The sequence below is a fragment of the Paraconexibacter sp. AEG42_29 genome (assembly GCF_040581415.1).
In the GTDB taxonomy this organism is placed as follows: Bacteria; Actinomycetota; Thermoleophilia; order Solirubrobacterales; family Solirubrobacteraceae; genus Paraconexibacter.
In genome coordinates, this window is record NZ_CP114014.1 from 483706 (window position 1) to 500747 (window position 17042).

The following is a 17042-nucleotide window of genomic DNA, read 5'->3' on the forward strand; positions in this document are numbered from 1 at the left end:
CGGCTCTTCGGAGCGTTGGTCGTCTCGTTGTCGCTCGCCGGGGCGGTGCCGACGCAGGCGTCCGCCGCGGTCGACATCGTCAGCCGCGGGTTCTCACCGGACCCGGGGGTGATCGGGAGCACGGCGACGCTGGACGTCAGCGTCAAGGTCGGCGCGGCCCCGTACATCGTCGAGTTCTTCTGCTGCGACGTCCTCAACACGGTGACGGCGCAGACCGTGATCGACGACAGCTCGCCGACCACGCAGGCGCTGACCGGTGACCACAAGTTCACGTTCGACCCGTCGACCGGCGGCGTCAACGGCGACAAGCGCGCAGTGACCGTCCGGGTGACCGACTCCAACGGGGACCAGTCGCGGCAGGTGTTCGTGTTCCAGCCGCCGCGCGCCGCCGTCGCACCGACGCCGGTCCCGCCGAAGTCGCCGACGACGCCCTCCACGCCCACGACTCCGGCCACCCCGACCACTCCGAGGCCGCCGACCACACCCGCCACACCGACGGCGCCGGACGCGCCCGTGGTGCAGAAGCAGTGCGATCCGGCCGTGTCGTTCGGGCTGGTCAAGGCCCAGGTGACGGGCCCCGGGTGCTGGCAGAAGGTCCAGGCTCCGTCGTCCGGCTATGCGGAGGAGGGGGTCAACGTCCGCGGCGGCGGCACGTTCTACCGCTTCAACGGCAGCTTCAAGCTGAACGGCATCCCGTTCCCGGCGGCGCCGTCCGGCCGCACCTACATGCTCGCCGAGCCGTCGCCCGACGCGCCGGGTGGGCAGCTCGGCCTGGACGGCGTGGTCGAACTGAAGCTCAAGCAGGTCACGGTCTTCCGCCAGAAGCTGCTGTGGAAGCTCCCGTCCGGGACGACCGAGGGCAAGCTCGCCGGGTTCACGCTGCCGGGTGGCGGCTCGCTCGGCGGCCTGCCGATCGGCGGCACCGTCGAGGTCATCTTCCGCAAGCGCAGCAACCGGTTCGCGACGAGCTTCCCGATCACGGTGACGCTGCCGTCGATCTTCAAGCCGTCCCCGGGCACCCAGGGATCGATCACGGGATCGACCGAGATCACCACCGACGAGACCAGTGGCATCAACCTCGACGGCGGCAAGGTCCAGGTCGCGAACGCGGCGATCGGCAAGCTGGCGATCAAGAACCTGTGCTTCTCGTACCTCTCGGCGAACGTCAGCACGAGCTTCGCCGCGTGTCAGCCGCCGTCGCTGAACGGCGCGCCGGCAGTGCAGTGCGCACCGCCCAGGAAGGCCGAGGAGCGCTTTGACGGCTCGCTGCTGGTCCAGCTGCCGACCGGCAAGGAGACCCAGTTCGCCGCGTTCGGCGGCATCTCCGGCGGCCAGTTCGCCTACGGGGGTGGCTTCGTCGACAACGCCGGCATCCCGCTGGTCGCGGGCATCGCGCTCGAGCGCTTCGGATTCGGCCTGTGTCTGAAGCCGACGCTGCTGCTCAAGGCCGACGCCGGGCTCTCGTTCGCCAAGGGCCTCGTCCGCGGTGACGTCTCCCTGACCTACGCCGAGCCCACCGCGAAGAGCTTCTTCGTCGAGGCCGCCGGCTTCCTGCGGGTGGCCGACATCCCGGTCGGCAACGGCCGGGTGAAGATCGACAGCACCGGCACCGTCGACTTCGACGTCCAGGCCGCGATCAACATCGCGGACGGCTTCCTGAAGGCCGACGGCAAGGTCGCCGGGTTCATCCAGCCGAACCCGTTCGCGTTCAACGTCGACGGCGACCTGCAGGTCTGCATCGACATCAAGATCGCCAACCCGTGCGCCAGGGGCGGCATCACCGTGTCGAACAAGGGCGTCGGCGGCTGCGCCGACCTCCCGTTCTTCCGTGTCTGGAGTGCGCACTTCTTCTGGGTGAAGCCGAAGGACCGCAAGCAGTTCGACTTCGGCACCACCTGCGGCTTCCGGGATCCCGTCCGCGTGACGCGGAGCCGTCAGGCCGGGGCGCCGCTGACGTTCCCCGTCGCACCGAACTCCCAGCAGTACCTCGCGCACTTCGACGGCGTCGGAAAGCCGCCGAAGGTGCGGATCACGAGCCCATCGGGCAAGGTGTTCGCGTCGGGGCCCGACCGCTCCACGACCGACGGCGAGTCGTTCCTGATCATGGAGAACCCGACCGCTCCGGAGACCGTCGTCTTCCTGAAGGAGAACGCGGCCGCGGGCGACTGGAAGGTCGAGCCGCTCGAAGGCAGCACGGTGACGGGTGTCTCGTTCCAGGACGAGGAGAAGGAGCCGACGGTCGTCAGCGCCACCACCCTCCCGCTCAAGACCGGTGGCCGCGTGGCGGACATCGCGTTCGACGCCCGCGCCGGTGACCGCGTCCAGCTCGACATCGTCGGGCAGGAGTACCAGCAGCGGATCGCGACGAACGTGGTCGGCCGTCCGTGCCCGGCGGGTCGCAAGGCGCCCGGGCGCACGAACGCGCAGTCGCTGTGCGCACGGGTCAGCTGGAAGCCGAAGTTCGGCTTCGGCGGTCCGCGGACCCTGCAGGCCACCGTGTTCACCAAGGACGACATCGTCCTCGGCGAGTCGGCGGTCGCCCGGTTCATCGCCCCGCCGCCGAAGCTGTCGCCGACTGTCCCGGCCCTGCGCCTGGTCCGCCGCGGGACCGACGTGTTCGCGATCTGGGGCCGCTCCGGCGGGAACACGGTGCGCTACGCGGCCTACGCGCAGCTCACCAACGGCCGCAAGATCGGCCACACGTCGCCGGAGACGTGCCTGGCCTGGCGGATCAGGAACGTGTCCCCGCGCACGGGGGTCACGCTCCGGCTGCAGTCCGGTCGGCCGGACCTGCGGTTCAGCCCCGCGAAGAGCGTGAAGCTTCTCCCGGGCAAGCTCTACGCCGGGCCGCCGCAGCTGAAGAAGGCGAAGGTCCCGACGCCCTGCGAGTCGATCTAGGGGTCCCCGGCCGGTGCGCGCCGCCCGCCATGCGGGTGGCGCGCCGGCCGGGTCGTCGTCCCCCGTCAGCTGCCGGCGGGGTCGATGCGGAGGATGTGCTGCTCGCGCTGGATGTGAGGTCGTGTCCGCCGGCCGCCTGACCGCCGTCTTCCCGGAGGCGCTGCGGGTTCGACGTCTTCGGGTGCGCCCGCCGTGACGCAGCAGCGCTCGGTCGTCGGCGGCTCAAGGTCACGCGGGTGAAGCCGACGAACCGAACGACTCCCCGTGACATCGACGCGTGCCCCATCCTCGCGACTGCGGTCGATCGTCGGCCGCCTGGCCGCGGGTGCTCCGCTGCTCGCGGCGGTGTTCGCGACAGTGATCGGCGCGGTGACCCTCGCGGGCTGGCTCCTGGGTGTTCGCGGGCTCACGTCGGTGGTCCCCGGGATGCCCGAGATGAAGGTGCTCACGGCGATCGGTCTGGTGGCGTCGGGAACGGCGCTGGTGTGCCTGGCGCCGGCGGGCGCTCCGCGGTCGCTCAGGGTCGGTCGCGCCGGCGGCGGGCTGGTCGCCGCGATCGGCGCGGCCGTCTGCTTCGAGTACCTCGTTCAGCCGGTCGGGATCGATCAGCTGCTGTTCCGCGACCCGGCGGCGACGCTCCCGGGGCGCCCGTCGCCGCACACAGCGGTGGCGTTCATCGCGCTCGGGCTCGCGCTGGTCACGGTCGACCTCCGCCGGCTTCCTGGATGGGTGCATCCGGCGTTGGTTGCCGTCCTCGCCGGCGTGGTGGAGTTCGCGCTGGTCGGCTACGTCTATGGCGTCGACTACCTGCGGGGGCTGTCCGGCCAGACCGGGATGGCGCCCAACACCCTGGTGGCGTTGGTCGCCCTGACGGTCGGCGTCCTCGCGCTACGGCCCGACCGGGGCATCGCGTCGCTGCTACGCGGGGCGGATGCCGGGGCGCAGATGGCCCGTGCGCTCATCCCGGTGGCAACGATGGGTCCAGTGGCGCTCGGGGCGGTGCGATTCGTTCTCCAGGAGCACGGTCTCATCGGCCTGCGGGTCGGGCTCGCGACGTTCACCCTGTCGATGGTCTTCCTGCTCACCGCCGCGGTGGTGATCGCGGCGGCGCGGGCGCGCGCCGTTGATCATGAGCGGGCGGCGGCGCAGCAGCGGTTCAGCGATCTGCTCGAGTCGGCCCCGGACGGCATGGTCATCGTCGACGAGACCGGCGTGATCGTGCTGGTCAACGCCCGCGCCAAGCTGATGTTCGGTTACGCGGAGCAGGAGCTCGTCGGTCAGCCGGTCGAGGTGCTGCTCCCGGCGGCGGTGCGCGCCGCGCACCGCGAGCACCGGGCGGGGTTTGCGGCGGCCCCTGCTGCCAGGGGCATGGGCGGCGACCTCGAGCTCGAAGCGGTCCGGCGTGACGGCTCGACCTTCCTCGTCGAGGTCAGCCTGAGCCCGCTGCAGACTCCGGGTGGCCTCCTGGTCTCCAGCGCGATCCGTGACGTCACCGCCCGCGCGGCGCGTGAAGCGGAAGAAGCGGCGATCCGGCGCGTCGCCGAACTGGTCGCCCAGAATGGCGCTCCCGGAGTGGTGTTCGATGCGGTCGCACGCGAGATCGGGGACCTGCTCTCAGCGACCTCAGCCGCGGTGATGCGGTTCGACGCCGAGCGGCGCGAGGGCCGGATCGTCGGCGGCTGGAATGTCGACGGCGCGCAGATCAAGGGGGCGCGCTTCGATCTGGACGGGCGCACCGCGTCCTCCGCGGTGTTCCGCACCGGACGAGCAGCCTGCGTGGAGGACCTCGCGGACGCTGTCGACGGGGTCGGCCCCCTGGTGACTGCCGCATCATTGCGGACCGGTGTCGCGGCGCCGATCCGGGTCGCCGGCCAGCTGTGGGGCGCCGTCGGCGCAGGGTTCGCGGGCCCCGCGACGGACGAGGCGCTGGTGCGGCTCGACCGCTTCGCTGTGCTGGTCGCGCTGGCGATCGCCAACCGCGAGCAGGAGCTGGCGCTGCGCGAGGCCGAGGGGCTGCACCGTGCGCTGCTCGACAACCTCCCCGGGACTGCCGTGACGCTCTACGACGAGGACCTGCGGGTCCAGAGCATCCGCGGGCCGATCTTGCGGGAAGCGGGCGTCGACCCGGCCCAGTTCCTCGGCCGCCCGATCTGCGAGACGGTCCCCGCGGCCACCCTCGCGATCGTCGAGCCGCTCCTGCGCACGGCGCTGGAGGGCCACGGCGGAGCGACCGAGTACCGGTCTTCGGCCACCGGCGGGGACATCCACATCGAGGTCGTGCCGCATCGTGACGGCGAGGGACGGATCGTCGGCGCCATGTCGGTGTCGCGCGACATCACCGCTCGCCTCGAGCGCGAGCGGGCACTCGACGCCAGCCGTGCTGAGCTCGCGCTGGCGAAACAGTCGCTCGAGGCGATCCTCCTGCACACTCCCGCCGCCGTGTTCCTCAAGGATCGCGACCAGCGGTTCCTCGTCGCGAACGCCGAGACCGCCCGCGTCGTCGGCTTCCCGGGCCAGGACATCACCGGGCGCTCCCTGTGGGACATGTATCCGCACGACGTGGTCGAGATCCTCGACGCGAACGACGCCGCCGTGATGAACGCCGGGACGCCGGTCAAGTTCGAGGAGACCGCACCGGATCAGGACGACGACGGCCGTACTCACACGTGGCTGGCCGTGAAGTTCCCCGTCCGCGATCAGAGCGACGCGGTCGTCGGCATCGGCGGGATCTCGATGGACATCACCGACCACAAGGAGGCGGAGCTCGCGCGGCGGGCGGCAGAGGAGCGCTTCGAGGTCATGTTCGAGAACGCCGCGGTCCCGATGTCCGTCATCGCCCTCGAAGGGGAAGATGCCGGAAAGGTCCTGGACGCCAACCCCGCCTACGCCGAGCTCCTCGGCTGCGACCGTGACGAGATCATCGGGCACGGGGTGGCGACGTGGATGCACCCCGACGACCACGAGAGCGCGTACGCCCGGCCGATGCGCCAGCTCGCCGACGGGGAGGTCGATCGCACCCGGTTCGAGCGCCGGTACCTGCATCGCGACGGCCACGTGGTCTGGACGCTCGTCACCAATGCCGCCTACACCGACGCGCACGGGCGACGGATCGCCGTCGGGCAGATTCTCGACATCTCCGACCGCAAGCACCTCGAGGGCCGCCTGCAGGAACTTGCCGACCACGATCCGCTCACCGGCCTCTTCAACCGCCGTCGGTTCCAGAACGAGCTCGACGGGCGGCTTGCCCATGCGCGCCGCTATGGCGGGACGATCGCCGTCCTGGCCATCGACCTCGACGGGTTCAAGTTCGTCAACGACTCACTCGGGCACGCCGTCGGTGACGAGCTCGTCACGCGACTCGGCGGCGTCCTGCGCCGCTCGCTGCGCGAGAGCGACGTCGTGGCGCGCACCGGTGGCGACGAGTTCGCCGTGATCCTCCCGGGCGCGGACGAGGCCGGTGCACGCGAGGTCGCGAGCAAGCTCGTCATCGAGCTCCGGAACGCCGGCAAGATCGTCGACCGCCACCGGCACGCGAACGTCACCGCGTCGATCGGGATCACCATCCTCGGCGACGGCGAGCAGATCACCGCCGAGGACCTGCTCGTCGAGGCGGACATCGCGATGTACGACGCCAAGGCCGCCGGCAAGAACGGCTACGCGATCCACCAGCGCGACGAGGGACGGCGCGAGCAGATCCAGGTCCGCCAGGACTGGCTGGCCCGCCTCCGCGACGCCGTCGAGCACGAGCGCTTCGAGCTCTTCGCGCAGCCGATCGTCCCGGTCTGCTCGAACGGCCTCCCCCGGTACGAGCTCCTCCTCCGCCTGCCCGACGGCCACGGGGACCTCATACCGCCCGGTTCGTTCCTCTACAACGCCGAGCGCTTCAACCTCATCGGGCAGATCGACTTCTGGGTCATGACGCAGGCGGTCAGGCTCCTCCACCACCAGCACGCCTGCGGCCACGATCTCGCGGTCTCGATCAACGTCTCAGCGAAGACGATCAACGGCGGCGGCGTCATCGACCACCTGCGCAGCCTCATGGCGCGCTGGCCGATACCCACGGGCCGGCTGGTCCTCGAGCTCACCGAGACGGCCGCGATCGCGAACATCGAACGTGCCCAGGAGCTCGCGAGCGACCTCCACGAGCTCGGCTGCGGGCTCGCCCTGGACGACTTCGGCGCCGGCTTCGCCACCTTCTACTACCTCAAGCACCTGAGGTTCGACTTCGTGAAGATCGACGGCGAGTTCATCAAGCGCCTCCCCGACAACCCCACCGACCAGCTCGTCGTCAAAGCCGTCGTCGACATCGCCCGCGGCATGGGAGCCGACACCATCGCCGAGTACGTCCAGGACGACGCGACCCTCGACGTGTTGACACGCCTCGGCGTCGGCTACGCCCAGGGCTACCACACCGGACGTCCGGTCGCGCTCAGCAGCATCCTCACCGCATCGCCCGCGGACGCATGAAGAGGGCGATCGCTTCGCGATGCCCCTGCTGTCAGAGCGGGCTGCCAGGGCAGGCCTTGGGCTCAGCGAAAGCACGCAGACAGCGCCGGTCGGGCCAGTAGAGGGTCCACGTCTCGTACTTGCTGGTCCAGCGCAGGCGCGCGACCCCACGGCGGGTCCATGCGGGGTCGTGGTCCTTGCGCCAGGGCGGGCGGCATCCGACGATCGTGATGCCGCGGGCGTCGACGTCGGCCTCGATGCGCAGTTCATCGGCCACCTCAGGCGGGATCCGTTGCTCGCAGTGGTGGCGGACCGCGGTGATGTCGCGCTCGGGTAGCGGCATCGTGCGGTCAGGTGCCCGGGCGGAGGTCTTCGATGACGCATGGCGGGTCGTCGAGGATGATGAGCTCGGGGTCGCCGGTGAGGAGCGGGAGGCCGTGGGCGGCGGCGGTGGCGGCGGCGAAGCAGTCGCCCAGGGCGATCGGAGCGCGGGCCTTCAGGCGGGCGGCGTCGATCATGCGGGCGGTGCCCGGGAGGTCAGGCGCGAGAGAGGCGCGGAGGGCGGAGAGGATCTCGTCGGCCTGGTCGCGGCCGTGGTCGCGCTCGACGCGGTAGTAGACCTCGATGAGGTTGACCCAGCTGACGACAGGTCGGTCGGGCAGCAGCTGTTCGACGCGGGTGCGGGCGGGCTCGTCGCCGTCGAGCCAGGCGAGGATCGCCCAGGAGTCAAGGCAGGCGCTCACCGTGGTTCGCGGCCGCGGTCCTCGAGCAGCCGGCCGGCCATGCCGCTGCCGGCGAAGCGGCCGCCGAGCGTCGCCGGCCGGTTTCGGGCGATAAGGACGACCATGTCGTCGCGGAGCTCGAAGTCGACTTCGTCGCCGGGGTGCAGGCCGACGCGGTCGCGGATGGCCTTCGGGATGACGACCTGGCCCTTTGCGCCGATGCGGACGGTCATACCTGTTGAGTATGACCGCCGCGGCTGTGGCGTCAAGGCGCAGCGCCGTCGGCGGAACGTTCTGCGCAGATAGCGGCGAGCGCACGCGGGGACGTCGGGTTGTGCCAGTACCGTCGTCGGCCGATGCGCCTGATCGTCGCCCGCTGTGAGGTCGTGTACACCGGCCGCCTGACTGCCGTCCTCCCGGAGGCGCTCCGGCTGCTGATGCTCAAGAGTGACGGGTCGGTGCTCGTGCACGCGGACACCGGTGGGTACAAGCCACAGAACTGTAGCTTGACTAAATAGCCACCCGGCGGTACAAAGGCTCGAATGGCCGCGCGAGACGTCTTCGATGGCTACATCCGCGTGTCGCGCGTCGGCGACCGTGTCGAGCGGCTGCGGTCGCCTGAATTCCAGGAGCGCGAGATCCGCCGCGAGGCCAAGCAACGCGGGCTGCGGGTCGGCCGCGTGATCAGCGACCTGGACCAGTCCGGCGGGCGGGACGACCGGCCGGGGCTGCTGGAGGCGATGGAGCGGATCGAGAGCGGCGAGAGCGCAGGGATCATCGTCGCGAAGCTCGATCGTTTCTCTCGGAACCTCACGCAGGCGACCGCGCTCGCGAAGCGGATCATGGACGCGGGCGGCCGCATCTATTCGTACGCGGAGCCGGCGGACTGGACGAGCAGTGACGGGGAGCTCCAGATCCACCTGGCGCTGGCGATCGCGCAGCATCAGCGCCGGCGGGCGAACGAGTACTTCGAGACGGCGAAGCAGTCCGCGGTCGAGCGCGGCGTCGCCGTGAATCCGCGGATCGCGCCCGGGTACCGCCGCGATGAGGCGACACGTCGGCTGGTGGTCGACCGGAAGGCGGCGTCGGTCATCCAGGAGGTCTTCGAGCGGCGGACGATGGGCGCCGGTCCCGCCACGCTCGCCGACCTCCTCGAGGCCGGCGGTGTGACGACGTCGATGGGGTCCGAGACGTGGAGCAAGGCCGCGGTCTACGCGCTGCTCAAGAACCGGATCTACCTCGGCGAGCTGAAGTACGCCGAGCACGTCAACGTCGAGTCGCACGAAGCGATCGTCGACCGAGCGACGTGGGAGGCCGCCCAGCGGCAAGTGGCGAAGCTTCCCAAGAGCGCGGCACGCTGGCCGTTCGCCCTGACTGGGCTCGCTCGCTGCTGGGCGTGCCGCTACGCCCTGCAGGGAACGACCTCCAGCCACGGCAAGCGGATCTACCGCTGCACCGTGCGACACGCCGGAGGTCGCTGTCCGGATCCCTGCCGCATCGCGGCCGACGAGTTCGAGCTCGTCGTGAGTGACGCGTTCCGGCGCCGGATCCTCAAGTGGCCCGCGATGCAGCAGGTCGTCGACACCGGGGCGCTCGACGCAGCGCGGGCCGCGGTCCTCGAGGCCGAACGCGAACTCGCCGGCTACCGGGACGACACCGAGCTGCGCGACGTCATCGGGCGCGACGCGTGGCTCGACGGCCTTCGGGCGCGGCGTGCGGTTCTCGACCAGGGGGAGGACGAGCTGGCACGGGTTCGGCTGGCGACGCCGACGCCTCAACCGGACCTTCGGTTCCTAGTCGATGAGCTGCCGAACATGACGTTGGTCGAGCAGCGGGAGGCGATGGGCCAGCTCATCGACGTCGTCGCTTTACGCAGCGCCGCGTCGGCGAAGTTGCCGGTCGATCGCGTCGTCGTCTTCTGGGCGGGGGAGGGGCCGAGCGATCTCCCGCGGCGAGGCTTCCGTGAAAAGCCGGAGCTGCGCCCCTTCGAGCTGCCGCCAGGAGTTCCCGTACGTGCGTGACAACCAGCGGGCGTACCACTCCTCGAGGCGGCGCTGACCATCAGGGCTCGGGTCGCCGATTTCCATCGTCAGTCGCAGAGTCCGGGGTTGGAGGCGCGTGTCCGATCTGACTCCATGCCCGGTACGCGACACCAGCAAGGCAGCGTGCGCACTCCGGTGGGCGGATCGGTCCGGAACGCTGGCGTCGCGTACGAAGTCATGCTTAGTAAGCGGGTCGACGGGCCGCGGGTGCGCAGTTCGTTGATCGTGTCCGTAAGGGACAGTGAGATCACCAGCCGTCCGGCCGCTGATGCGCGTCGATCGGGTGAGTCAGTTGGCGGCGGTGCGTTTCGTGGTAGGCGGCGTAGTCGCGGAGGGCGGTGATCCACTGCAGTTCGAGTCTGGGGTCGTTGCCGGCGTGCTCGTCGATCTGCTGTCGCCAGACGGTGAGGGCGAGGACGCCGTCGCGGGTGAGCCGGTCGGTTGTCCACTCGTAGGAGACGATGTCGTGCAGCACGGGGTAGCTGGCCATGAGCCGTTTGACCGCGAGCCACATGGTCCGGCGCCATTCCGGGTCGTGGTGTTGCTCGAGCCAGGTGGCGCGTTCTAGTGCGGGTTGGGATCCGTCGCCACTTGATGGAGATGTCCCGCCTCGCGCCCCGGTGGACGACTCGGCGGCGAGGCGTTCGTTAACGAACGCGTCGCGGTCGTCGACGTCCCGGGTGTCGGGGCGTTTTCCGGTAAACGGTTGTGGGGCGATGTCGGTGGCGGCGGTGACGATGGCTGCGGCGATGGTGGAGGGGCGGCTTTGGTGGGCGGCGGCGGTGGCGGTGAGGGATTGGTAGACGTGGTCGGGGACGATGATTTGGATGCGGTGGCTCATATCTCGGGTGACAGGTCGGGGGTCGGGGCAGGGGCGGGCGGTGTGATGCGGAGGTCGGGCAGCTCGCGGGTGAGGTGCTCGGCGCCGGCGCTGAGGTCGATGGCGCGGTCGGCCGCGGTGTGCTCCACGGTGCGGTCTGTCGCTGTGGTGTGGTCGAGGCTTGGGGTCTTGCGTTCGCTTTTGGTCATGCGGTCGGCGAGGCGCTGGACGCGGTCGATGTCGGTTCCGGTCTCGCCGAGTTCGTCGCGGGGGATGTGCCAGTCGATGCCTTGGCGGGCGCGGGAGGCTTGGACGTAGGCGGATTCGCGGCTGGTTTGCCAGCCGCCTGTGACGGCGATGGCGCGGTCGACGGTGGCGCCTTGCTGGCGGACGACGTGTTGGGCGTAGCCGAGCCGGCGTCCGTCGAGCTGCTCGGGTCCGGTGATGGCGACGCGGCGCTCAGAGCCGACGAGCTCGACCTCGACCGTGTGCTTGCCGGGGTCGGCGTGTGTGACGATCCCGCGGCTGCCGTTCTCGATCCGGGCTTGGCCGGGGACGGTCTGGATCTGACGCCAGGTGACCAGGTCACCAGTGCGCAGTCCGTAGTGCGGGCCTTCGTCGGTTGCGGGAAGCGCGACCGTGGGTCCGGTGAGTTCGCCGCGCTCGGCGCGGAGGTGCTGGACGCGGGCGTTGAGGCGGTCGATCTCTTTGGTCGAGCCATCGCTCATCAGTGCGACCTGCGCCACTTCGTGGTCCTGGGTGAGCTTGGCGTAGCGCGCGGCAGCGGCTTCGAGGGCCTGGTCGCGCGTCGGCTCCAGGTGCAGCTGTCCGCGGGCGAGGTAATGCGCAAGCGCGCGTTCCGGTTTGCCCTGCCGCAGCGCTCGCCAGGCTTTCCGCTCGTCCGGGTCGTCGGTGCGGCGGACGTGCTCGAGGCTGGCTTTGGGGGCGTGGTGGGTGAGGCGGTCGAACATGCCGCCCGGTCCGATCGCCGGGAGCTGTTTGCCGTCGCCGACGGCGATGAGCTTCGCCCCGGTGTCGTGGGCGACCTTGATGAGCTCGGCGAGGGTGGGGGTGTCGACCATCCCGGCCTCGTCGACGATCAGGGTGGTCTGGTGGTCGATGCGGTCGCCGGTCCGGTCGTGCTGGGCGAGCAGCGAGGCGATGGTGGTGGTGCGGCCGGCGAGGGCGGGGGAGTCCTGCCCGAGGCGCTGTGCGGTTGCGCCGGCGAGCGCGACGCCGATGACGGTGCGGCCGCTCATCCGCTCAACGCGGGCGGCGGCGTCGATGACCACACCTTTGCCGGTGCCAGCCTGGCCTTCCAGGGCGGCGATCCGCTCGGGCCCGGTCAGCGCCCGAAGGGCCCGGTCCTGCTCGGCGGAGAGCGGGGCGCCGATCCGTTCGCTCGCCTGATCGATCGCCGCCCCGATGAACCGCTCGCTCACCATCGGACGGGAGTGGTCCGGGTGGGCCATGTCGGCGGCGCGGTCGACGATCGCGTGCTCGAGCTCCCGCAGGCCGCGGGTGGTGAACTGCCGGTTCTCCAGCGCGATCAGCCGGCCGACGTCCACGAGCTGGTCGACGCGCCGTAGGGCGGTGTCGGGGTCCAGGGTTCCGGCGGCCTGCTCGAGCGCGGTCGCGCGCAGCTCTCGGGCGGGGAACGTCGCCCGCTCGTGCGTGAGCGCGCGCTCGACGCGTTCTCCCCAGCTGATGTCGATGTCGTGAAACCCGCGGGCTTTCGTGCGGGAGCGGATTGGCTGCTGGTCGTGCTCACGCGCGGTCTGCTTCCAGGCGTCGGTCAGCTCGCGGCTGGTCTGCGGCGCCTTCGCCTGCCGCGACGTGATCTTGATCAGCTGCAGCTCGTTCTCCCCGGGCCGGCGGCCCTCGCGCGCCTCGAACTCGCGGGCGGCGCGCTCGATCTCGCGGGAGCGGCCGCTGAACGCCTGAAGTACCTCGGGGCGAGCGTGAGAGAGCTCGAAGTAGCGGCCGTGCTTCCCCGTCCCTGGCTCAACGGCGTATCCCGCCTGCGAGAGGCCTTGGGCGAGAGCGGCGCGGTAGTAGGCGCCGCCCTCCCTGGCGGCCCGGTACATCGCGCGGTCCCGGACCGCGGCGATGCGGCCGTCCTGCTTGACGACGCTCATCACGACCAGGTGGGAGTGCAGCTGCGGGTCGGGCACCCTGCCCTTCAGGCCGCGGGCGGTCGAGTGCCGAAACTCGGCGGCGTGTAGATCGCGAGCGACGGTCGGCGCGTTGCGGTCATCGACGCGCTCGGTCGTCAGCGGCACCGAATCGCGCAGGAACGCGAACGTCCGCGTCACCGCCTGCTGATGAATCGCCTCAAGCTCCGCTCGCTGCTCCGGGCCCGCGAGCGCCCACGCCACGCTCACCGACTTCGGCGCCGACAACGTCACATCAACGCCGGCGTTGCGGGTACCGGTCGGGCCCGCTGGCCGCACGTGCTCCTCAGTGCCGGGTCGGCGGCCCTGCATCAGCGCGACGAGCTCCTCCCGACCGACCCGCGCACCCGGATCGATCCCGAGCGCCCGGAGCGTCTCGGGCCGGCTCAGCCAACGCCCGGGTGACTCGACCGGCTCCCCGTCATGGCCGAGGTAGTAGTCCCCGCGCTCCGGCGCGACGGTCTTCGCGTCCAGGTACTCCGCGTACCCGTCGGCGCCTTGGCTGCCGATCGACTTCACCGTCATCATCGCCGCGCACCGGCCGCGCTGACGACGTCCTTCTGCTGGGAGATTGACATGCCTCTATAGCGACGGCAGCGCCCCGAAATGCGCAGACAGCTTTCGCGCCGACGCTCACGGGCGGCCTCGCGCGCGCTGATGCACCGGGCGCAGTACGACGGAGTGTCTTGCGCTGTGTCCCGCTGTAGCCGGCACCTCGTGCATCTGGTCTGTTTTGGATTTTGCTGTGTCAGTTACGACGGTCTGACCTGAACGCAGGACCCCGGCGGGTCGACTGGTGGCCTTGGGTGCTGTGGGGCCAGCTGCGTCGTCGGGTCCGATGGCCAGGTGCCTCTCGTGCCAGGGCGAGGGGCGTGCTTCCGCTGTGAGGACGACGCTCGGCCTGCAACGGAGGTGCTGTGGCGAGCGTCGGGTCGGACGTCCTGCAGCGACGGCTCGTCGGTGGCCGATAGGCGGGCAAAGCCGAGGAACGAGGCGACGATTTAGACGCCAAACTTCCGCCGCGCGTCGATCCGCCCGCCGCCCCGCCGTCAATGCCCCCACGCTCCGCCGCTCCGCGGCGCTTGCGGCAGCCCACCGGCCCGTGGAGCGAGCCGACCGAGGCTCCCACCCCCGGCCAGAGTAGGCCGTGCCGCGGATCGAGCTCCGCTCGCGCGGAGCACGTGAACCAGAGCCGCTCCTCTACGGCGGGCGAGCCTGGCTCGACTGTTCAGGCAGGCGGCGTAAGACGCATGCCGTACATCGCCATGCGGGTGGCTGCGTCGATCATGCCGTCATCGTCGTCGGCGATCGTGCCAGCCAGGAGCGGCTGGAGCAGAACCGCGCCTACGACCATTGCGATGATGAGCGAGTTGCTGAAGGCGAGCGTCTCGCGGTCTAGCCAGTCTCGGCGGTCGGCTTCGTGCTCAGCCATCAGGCGAAGCTCGTGGAGCCCGGCGGCCAGACTGCCGCGGGTCTGAGCGAAGATGCTGCTGGCGGAGTCGTTACCTGCTGCTAGCAGCGTCACGAGCGAGGCTCGGTGTTCGGTGGAGTTGCGGTAGAGATCGCGGACGAACTCGCGCACGAGCCGCTCGTCGTCCCAGGGAGTCTCGACCTGGTCACTCCAAGCCTGGGCGAACTCCTCGAACGTCTCGAGGAACGGCGCAAGGAGGGTGGCGGCGAAGAGCTCCTCCTTTCCGTCGAACTGGCGGTAGAGGACGGACAGGCTAATCCCGGCGCGGCTGGCGATGTCGCGCATCGCCGTCTGGGCGAAGCCGTGCTCGACGAACAGGTTGTTCGCCGCCTCAAGGATGAGCTCCCGTACTTCGGCCGTACTGCGCCGGGGCGCTCGCTGTGATTCCGCCATTGCGCAAAATCTTAGCTCCCCTCTCGCTAAGAAACAATGTTGCTTGACAAGAGAAACGTCGTTGCTCTACGGTGGCGATCGAGCAGGTCAACTGAGCTTGGAGGAGACGAGATGGCTGTAGAGTCGCGGCCGCTCGACGCGCCCGAACTGTCCGCTTTTGGGACAGCCGGGATCGTGGTCGACGCGCCGAATGAGAAGAAGCCGATCAAGGCATGGGCCGCCTTCGGGGCGTTGTGGTTCGCGTTCTACGCGTACCTCGCCATCGCGTGGGTGACGGGCCCGGACTTCAAGCGCGTGGACGGAGGCGAGACGGCGCTGCCGGGATGGATGGATCTGTTCTTCAAGATCTACATGCCCCTCGGCATCGTGGCCACCATCGGTGTCCTCTACTGGTTCGCGTTTCGCCCGCGGCTGAAGGAGAAGCGTTGGACGACCGACGGGCTGATGCTGCTGAGCTTCATCGGCCTGTGGTTCCAGGATCCGTTCATCAACTGGTACCAGCCGACGTTCACGTACAACGCGCACCTGTTCAACATGGGCTCGTGGGTTGGCAGCGTCCCGGGGTGGCAGTCGATCAGCGCCGGCAGCCCCGGGCAGCAGTTCCAGGAGCCGCTGGCGTTCATCATCCCGGCTTACCTGTACATGCTGTTCCCGATCTCGGTGATCTGCGCTTTCGTCATGCGCAAGGCCAAGGCGAAGTGGCCGAACCTCGGCATGCTCGGCCTGATCTCGATCTCGCTGGTGTTCGGCTTCCTGCTCGACCTCATCTGCGAGGGAGCGTGGGTTCGCCTCGGGATCTACAACTACTGGGCGACCGACCCGTCCTGGACCCTGTTCGCGGGCAAGTACTACCAGTTCCCGGTGTATGAGTCGATCTTCACCGCGTTCTGGGTGACGGGCTTCGGCTGCCTGCTGTTCTTCAAGGACGACAAGGGCTACTCCTTCGCCGAGCGCGGCGTCGACGAGATCCGGGCCAGCCCGGGGATCAAGACCGGGATGCGGTTCCTGGCGATCCTCGGCGCCGGCAGCTTGATCTACGTCGTCACGTACAACGTGCCCTACCAGTTCTTCAACCTCCAGGGTCACTCGTGGCCGAAGAGCGTGCAGGAGCGCTCGTACTACACCAACGGCATCTGCGGCCCGAAGACCGACCAGGCCTGCCCGTCCACGAACCTGCCGTTGTCTCGCAAGGACGCGGTGCACTTCGATCCGAGCGGCAAGTTGATCGTGCCGAAGGGCATCACCCCGGCGTCGGACACGGCGAAGAAGTTCCGTCCGAAGGGCTGAGCGGTGAGCGAGACGTTGGTGTTCGATCCGCCGGAGCAGAAGGCTCCGGCGGATGGCGTCGGCATGAACCGACGCGTCCAGATGGCCTGCGTGTGGACGGGGCCGATCATGATCATCGGCTGGGTCGCGGCGTTTGTCGTCCTCGCGCGGTTCATCCCGCCGCCGTCGCCGGAGAAGTCGCCGGCGGACGTGGTCGACATGTACCGCGAGCACACCGGCGCGATCCAGCTCGGCCTGGTCATCACGCTCTTCGCGTCCGCGCTGCTGGTGCCGTTCGCGGCGGTGATCAGCGCGCAGATGCGGCGCATCGAGGGCCCGCGGTCGGTGATGGCGTGGACGCAGCTGGTGTCGGCGGGGCTGCTGTCGCTCGAGTTCATCATCCCGCTGATGATCTGGCAGACCGCGGCGTATCGCGTGGACAGCAACAGCGCGGAGATCATCCGGATGCTGAACGACATGGGCTGGCTGATGTTCGTCGGAGTGATCTCCTCCGCGGTCGTCGAGTTCGGCTCGATCGGGGTGGCGATCCTCGCGGACGAGCGTGACAGCGACGTCTTCCCGCGGTGGGCGGGCTACTTCAACCTCTGGGTCGCGGTGCTGATCATCCCGGCGGGGGTCGTGCCGTTCTTCAAGGACGGCCCCTTCGCCTGGAACGGAGCGTTCGCGTTCTTCCTGCCCCTGGTGGTGTTCGCGGCGTGGATCGTCGTGATGACCGTCCTGCTGCGGCGAGCGATCGATACGGAAGCGCAGCAGCAGACGGCCTGAAGGGCAGCAGCGGCCGGCACGCCG

At 69.8% G+C, this 17042-nt stretch carries 11 protein-coding genes and 1 pseudogene; 6 read left to right on the top strand and 6 right to left on the bottom strand.

Annotated elements, in window-relative coordinates; all coding sequences use genetic code 11:
* Positions 1-15 precede the first annotated feature (15 nt).
* Entirely contained in the window at positions 16-2898 is a 2883-nt protein-coding gene (locus tag DSM112329_RS02335; RefSeq protein WP_354700199.1) for a hypothetical protein, read from the top strand.
* Positions 2899-3162: 264 nt separating this feature from the next.
* Positions 3163-7365, top strand: coding sequence for a PAS domain S-box protein (locus DSM112329_RS02340; protein WP_354700200.1), 4203 nt, complete (start codon positions 3163-3165; stop codon positions 7363-7365).
* Positions 7366-7396: 31 nt separating this feature from the next.
* Here the strand turns inward: DSM112329_RS02340 and DSM112329_RS02345 are convergent, their stop codons facing one another.
* The 3 genes from DSM112329_RS02345 to DSM112329_RS02355 are packed head-to-tail and all read right to left on the bottom strand — an operon-like array spanning position 7397 to position 8299.
* Positions 7397-7687, bottom strand: a complete 291-nt coding sequence (locus DSM112329_RS02345) for a DUF3024 domain-containing protein (protein ID WP_354700201.1) — start codon at positions 7685-7687, stop codon at positions 7397-7399.
* Positions 7688-7694: 7 nt separating this feature from the next.
* Entirely contained in the window at positions 7695-8087 is a 393-nt protein-coding gene (locus DSM112329_RS02350; protein WP_354700202.1) for a PIN domain-containing protein, read from the bottom strand.
* The gene (locus DSM112329_RS02355) at positions 8084-8299 is read right to left on the bottom strand and encodes an AbrB/MazE/SpoVT family DNA-binding domain-containing protein (protein ID WP_354700203.1); all 216 of its coding nucleotides are present in this window, start codon (positions 8297-8299) and stop codon (positions 8084-8086) included. Before DSM112329_RS02355 ends, DSM112329_RS02350 begins: the two co-directional genes overlap by 4 nt.
* A gap of 123 nt (positions 8300-8422) precedes the next feature.
* On the opposite strand from DSM112329_RS02355, the pseudogene DSM112329_RS02360 reads away from it, so the two are divergent.
* Both DSM112329_RS02360 and DSM112329_RS02365 read left to right on the top strand, forming a co-directional pair.
* A pseudogene (locus DSM112329_RS02360) lies at positions 8423-8566 on the top strand (endonuclease); the annotation flags it as partial.
* 42 nt (positions 8567-8608) lie between these two features.
* The gene (locus DSM112329_RS02365; RefSeq protein ID WP_354700204.1) at positions 8609-10087 is read left to right on the top strand and encodes a recombinase family protein; all 1479 of its coding nucleotides are present in this window, start codon (positions 8609-8611) and stop codon (positions 10085-10087) included.
* 268 nt (positions 10088-10355) lie between these two features.
* Here the strand turns inward: DSM112329_RS02365 and DSM112329_RS02370 are convergent, their stop codons facing one another.
* From DSM112329_RS02370 to DSM112329_RS02380, 3 genes are all read right to left on the bottom strand, one after another.
* Complete coding sequence (locus DSM112329_RS02370; RefSeq protein ID WP_354700205.1) at positions 10356-10949, bottom strand: hypothetical protein; 594 nt, start codon at positions 10947-10949, stop codon at positions 10356-10358.
* Positions 10946-13630 (bottom strand): MobF family relaxase, encoded by a 2685-nt coding sequence (gene mobF / locus DSM112329_RS02375; protein ID WP_354700206.1) that lies wholly within the window; start codon positions 13628-13630, stop codon positions 10946-10948. Before mobF ends, DSM112329_RS02370 begins: the two co-directional genes overlap by 4 nt.
* 700 nt (positions 13631-14330) lie before the next feature.
* A complete protein-coding gene (locus tag DSM112329_RS02380) occupies positions 14331-14966 on the bottom strand; it encodes a helix-turn-helix domain-containing protein (RefSeq protein WP_354700207.1) in 636 nt (211 codons plus the stop codon).
* A gap of 111 nt (positions 14967-15077) precedes the next feature.
* Here DSM112329_RS02380 and DSM112329_RS02385 point away from each other — a divergent pair, with 111 nt between their 5' ends.
* Complete coding sequence (locus DSM112329_RS02385; RefSeq protein ID WP_354700208.1) at positions 15078-16253, top strand: spirocyclase AveC family protein; 1176 nt, start codon at positions 15078-15080, stop codon at positions 16251-16253.
* Between the two features lie 3 nt (positions 16254-16256).
* Positions 16257-17018 carry a hypothetical protein gene (locus tag DSM112329_RS02390; RefSeq protein ID WP_354700209.1) on the top strand — a complete coding sequence of 254 codons (762 nt, stop codon included), beginning with the start codon at positions 16257-16259 and terminating at the stop codon, positions 17016-17018.
* The last annotated feature ends 24 nt before the right edge of the window (positions 17019-17042 follow it).

Bases quoted from the DNA above. Each gene is read 5' to 3' on its own strand.
- DSM112329_RS02355 (WP_354700203.1), bottom strand. From the start codon at position 8,299: ATGACCGTCCGCATCGGCGCAAAGGGCCAGGTCGTCATCCCGAAGGCC.
- DSM112329_RS02380 (WP_354700207.1), bottom strand. From the start codon at position 14,966: ATGGCGGAATCACAGCGAGCGCCCCGGCGCAGTACGGCCGAAGTACGG.
- mobF (WP_354700206.1), bottom strand. From the start codon at position 13,630: ATGATGACGGTGAAGTCGATCGGCAGCCAAGGCGCCGACGGGTACGCG.
- DSM112329_RS02365 (WP_354700204.1), top strand. From the start codon at position 8,609: ATGGCCGCGCGAGACGTCTTCGATGGCTACATCCGCGTGTCGCGCGTC.
- DSM112329_RS02385 (WP_354700208.1), top strand. From the start codon at position 15,078: ATGGCTGTAGAGTCGCGGCCGCTCGACGCGCCCGAACTGTCCGCTTTT.
- DSM112329_RS02345 (WP_354700201.1), bottom strand. From the start codon at position 7,687: ATGCCGCTACCCGAGCGCGACATCACCGCGGTCCGCCACCACTGCGAG.
- DSM112329_RS02370 (WP_354700205.1), bottom strand. From the start codon at position 10,949: ATGAGCCACCGCATCCAAATCATCGTCCCCGACCACGTCTACCAATCC.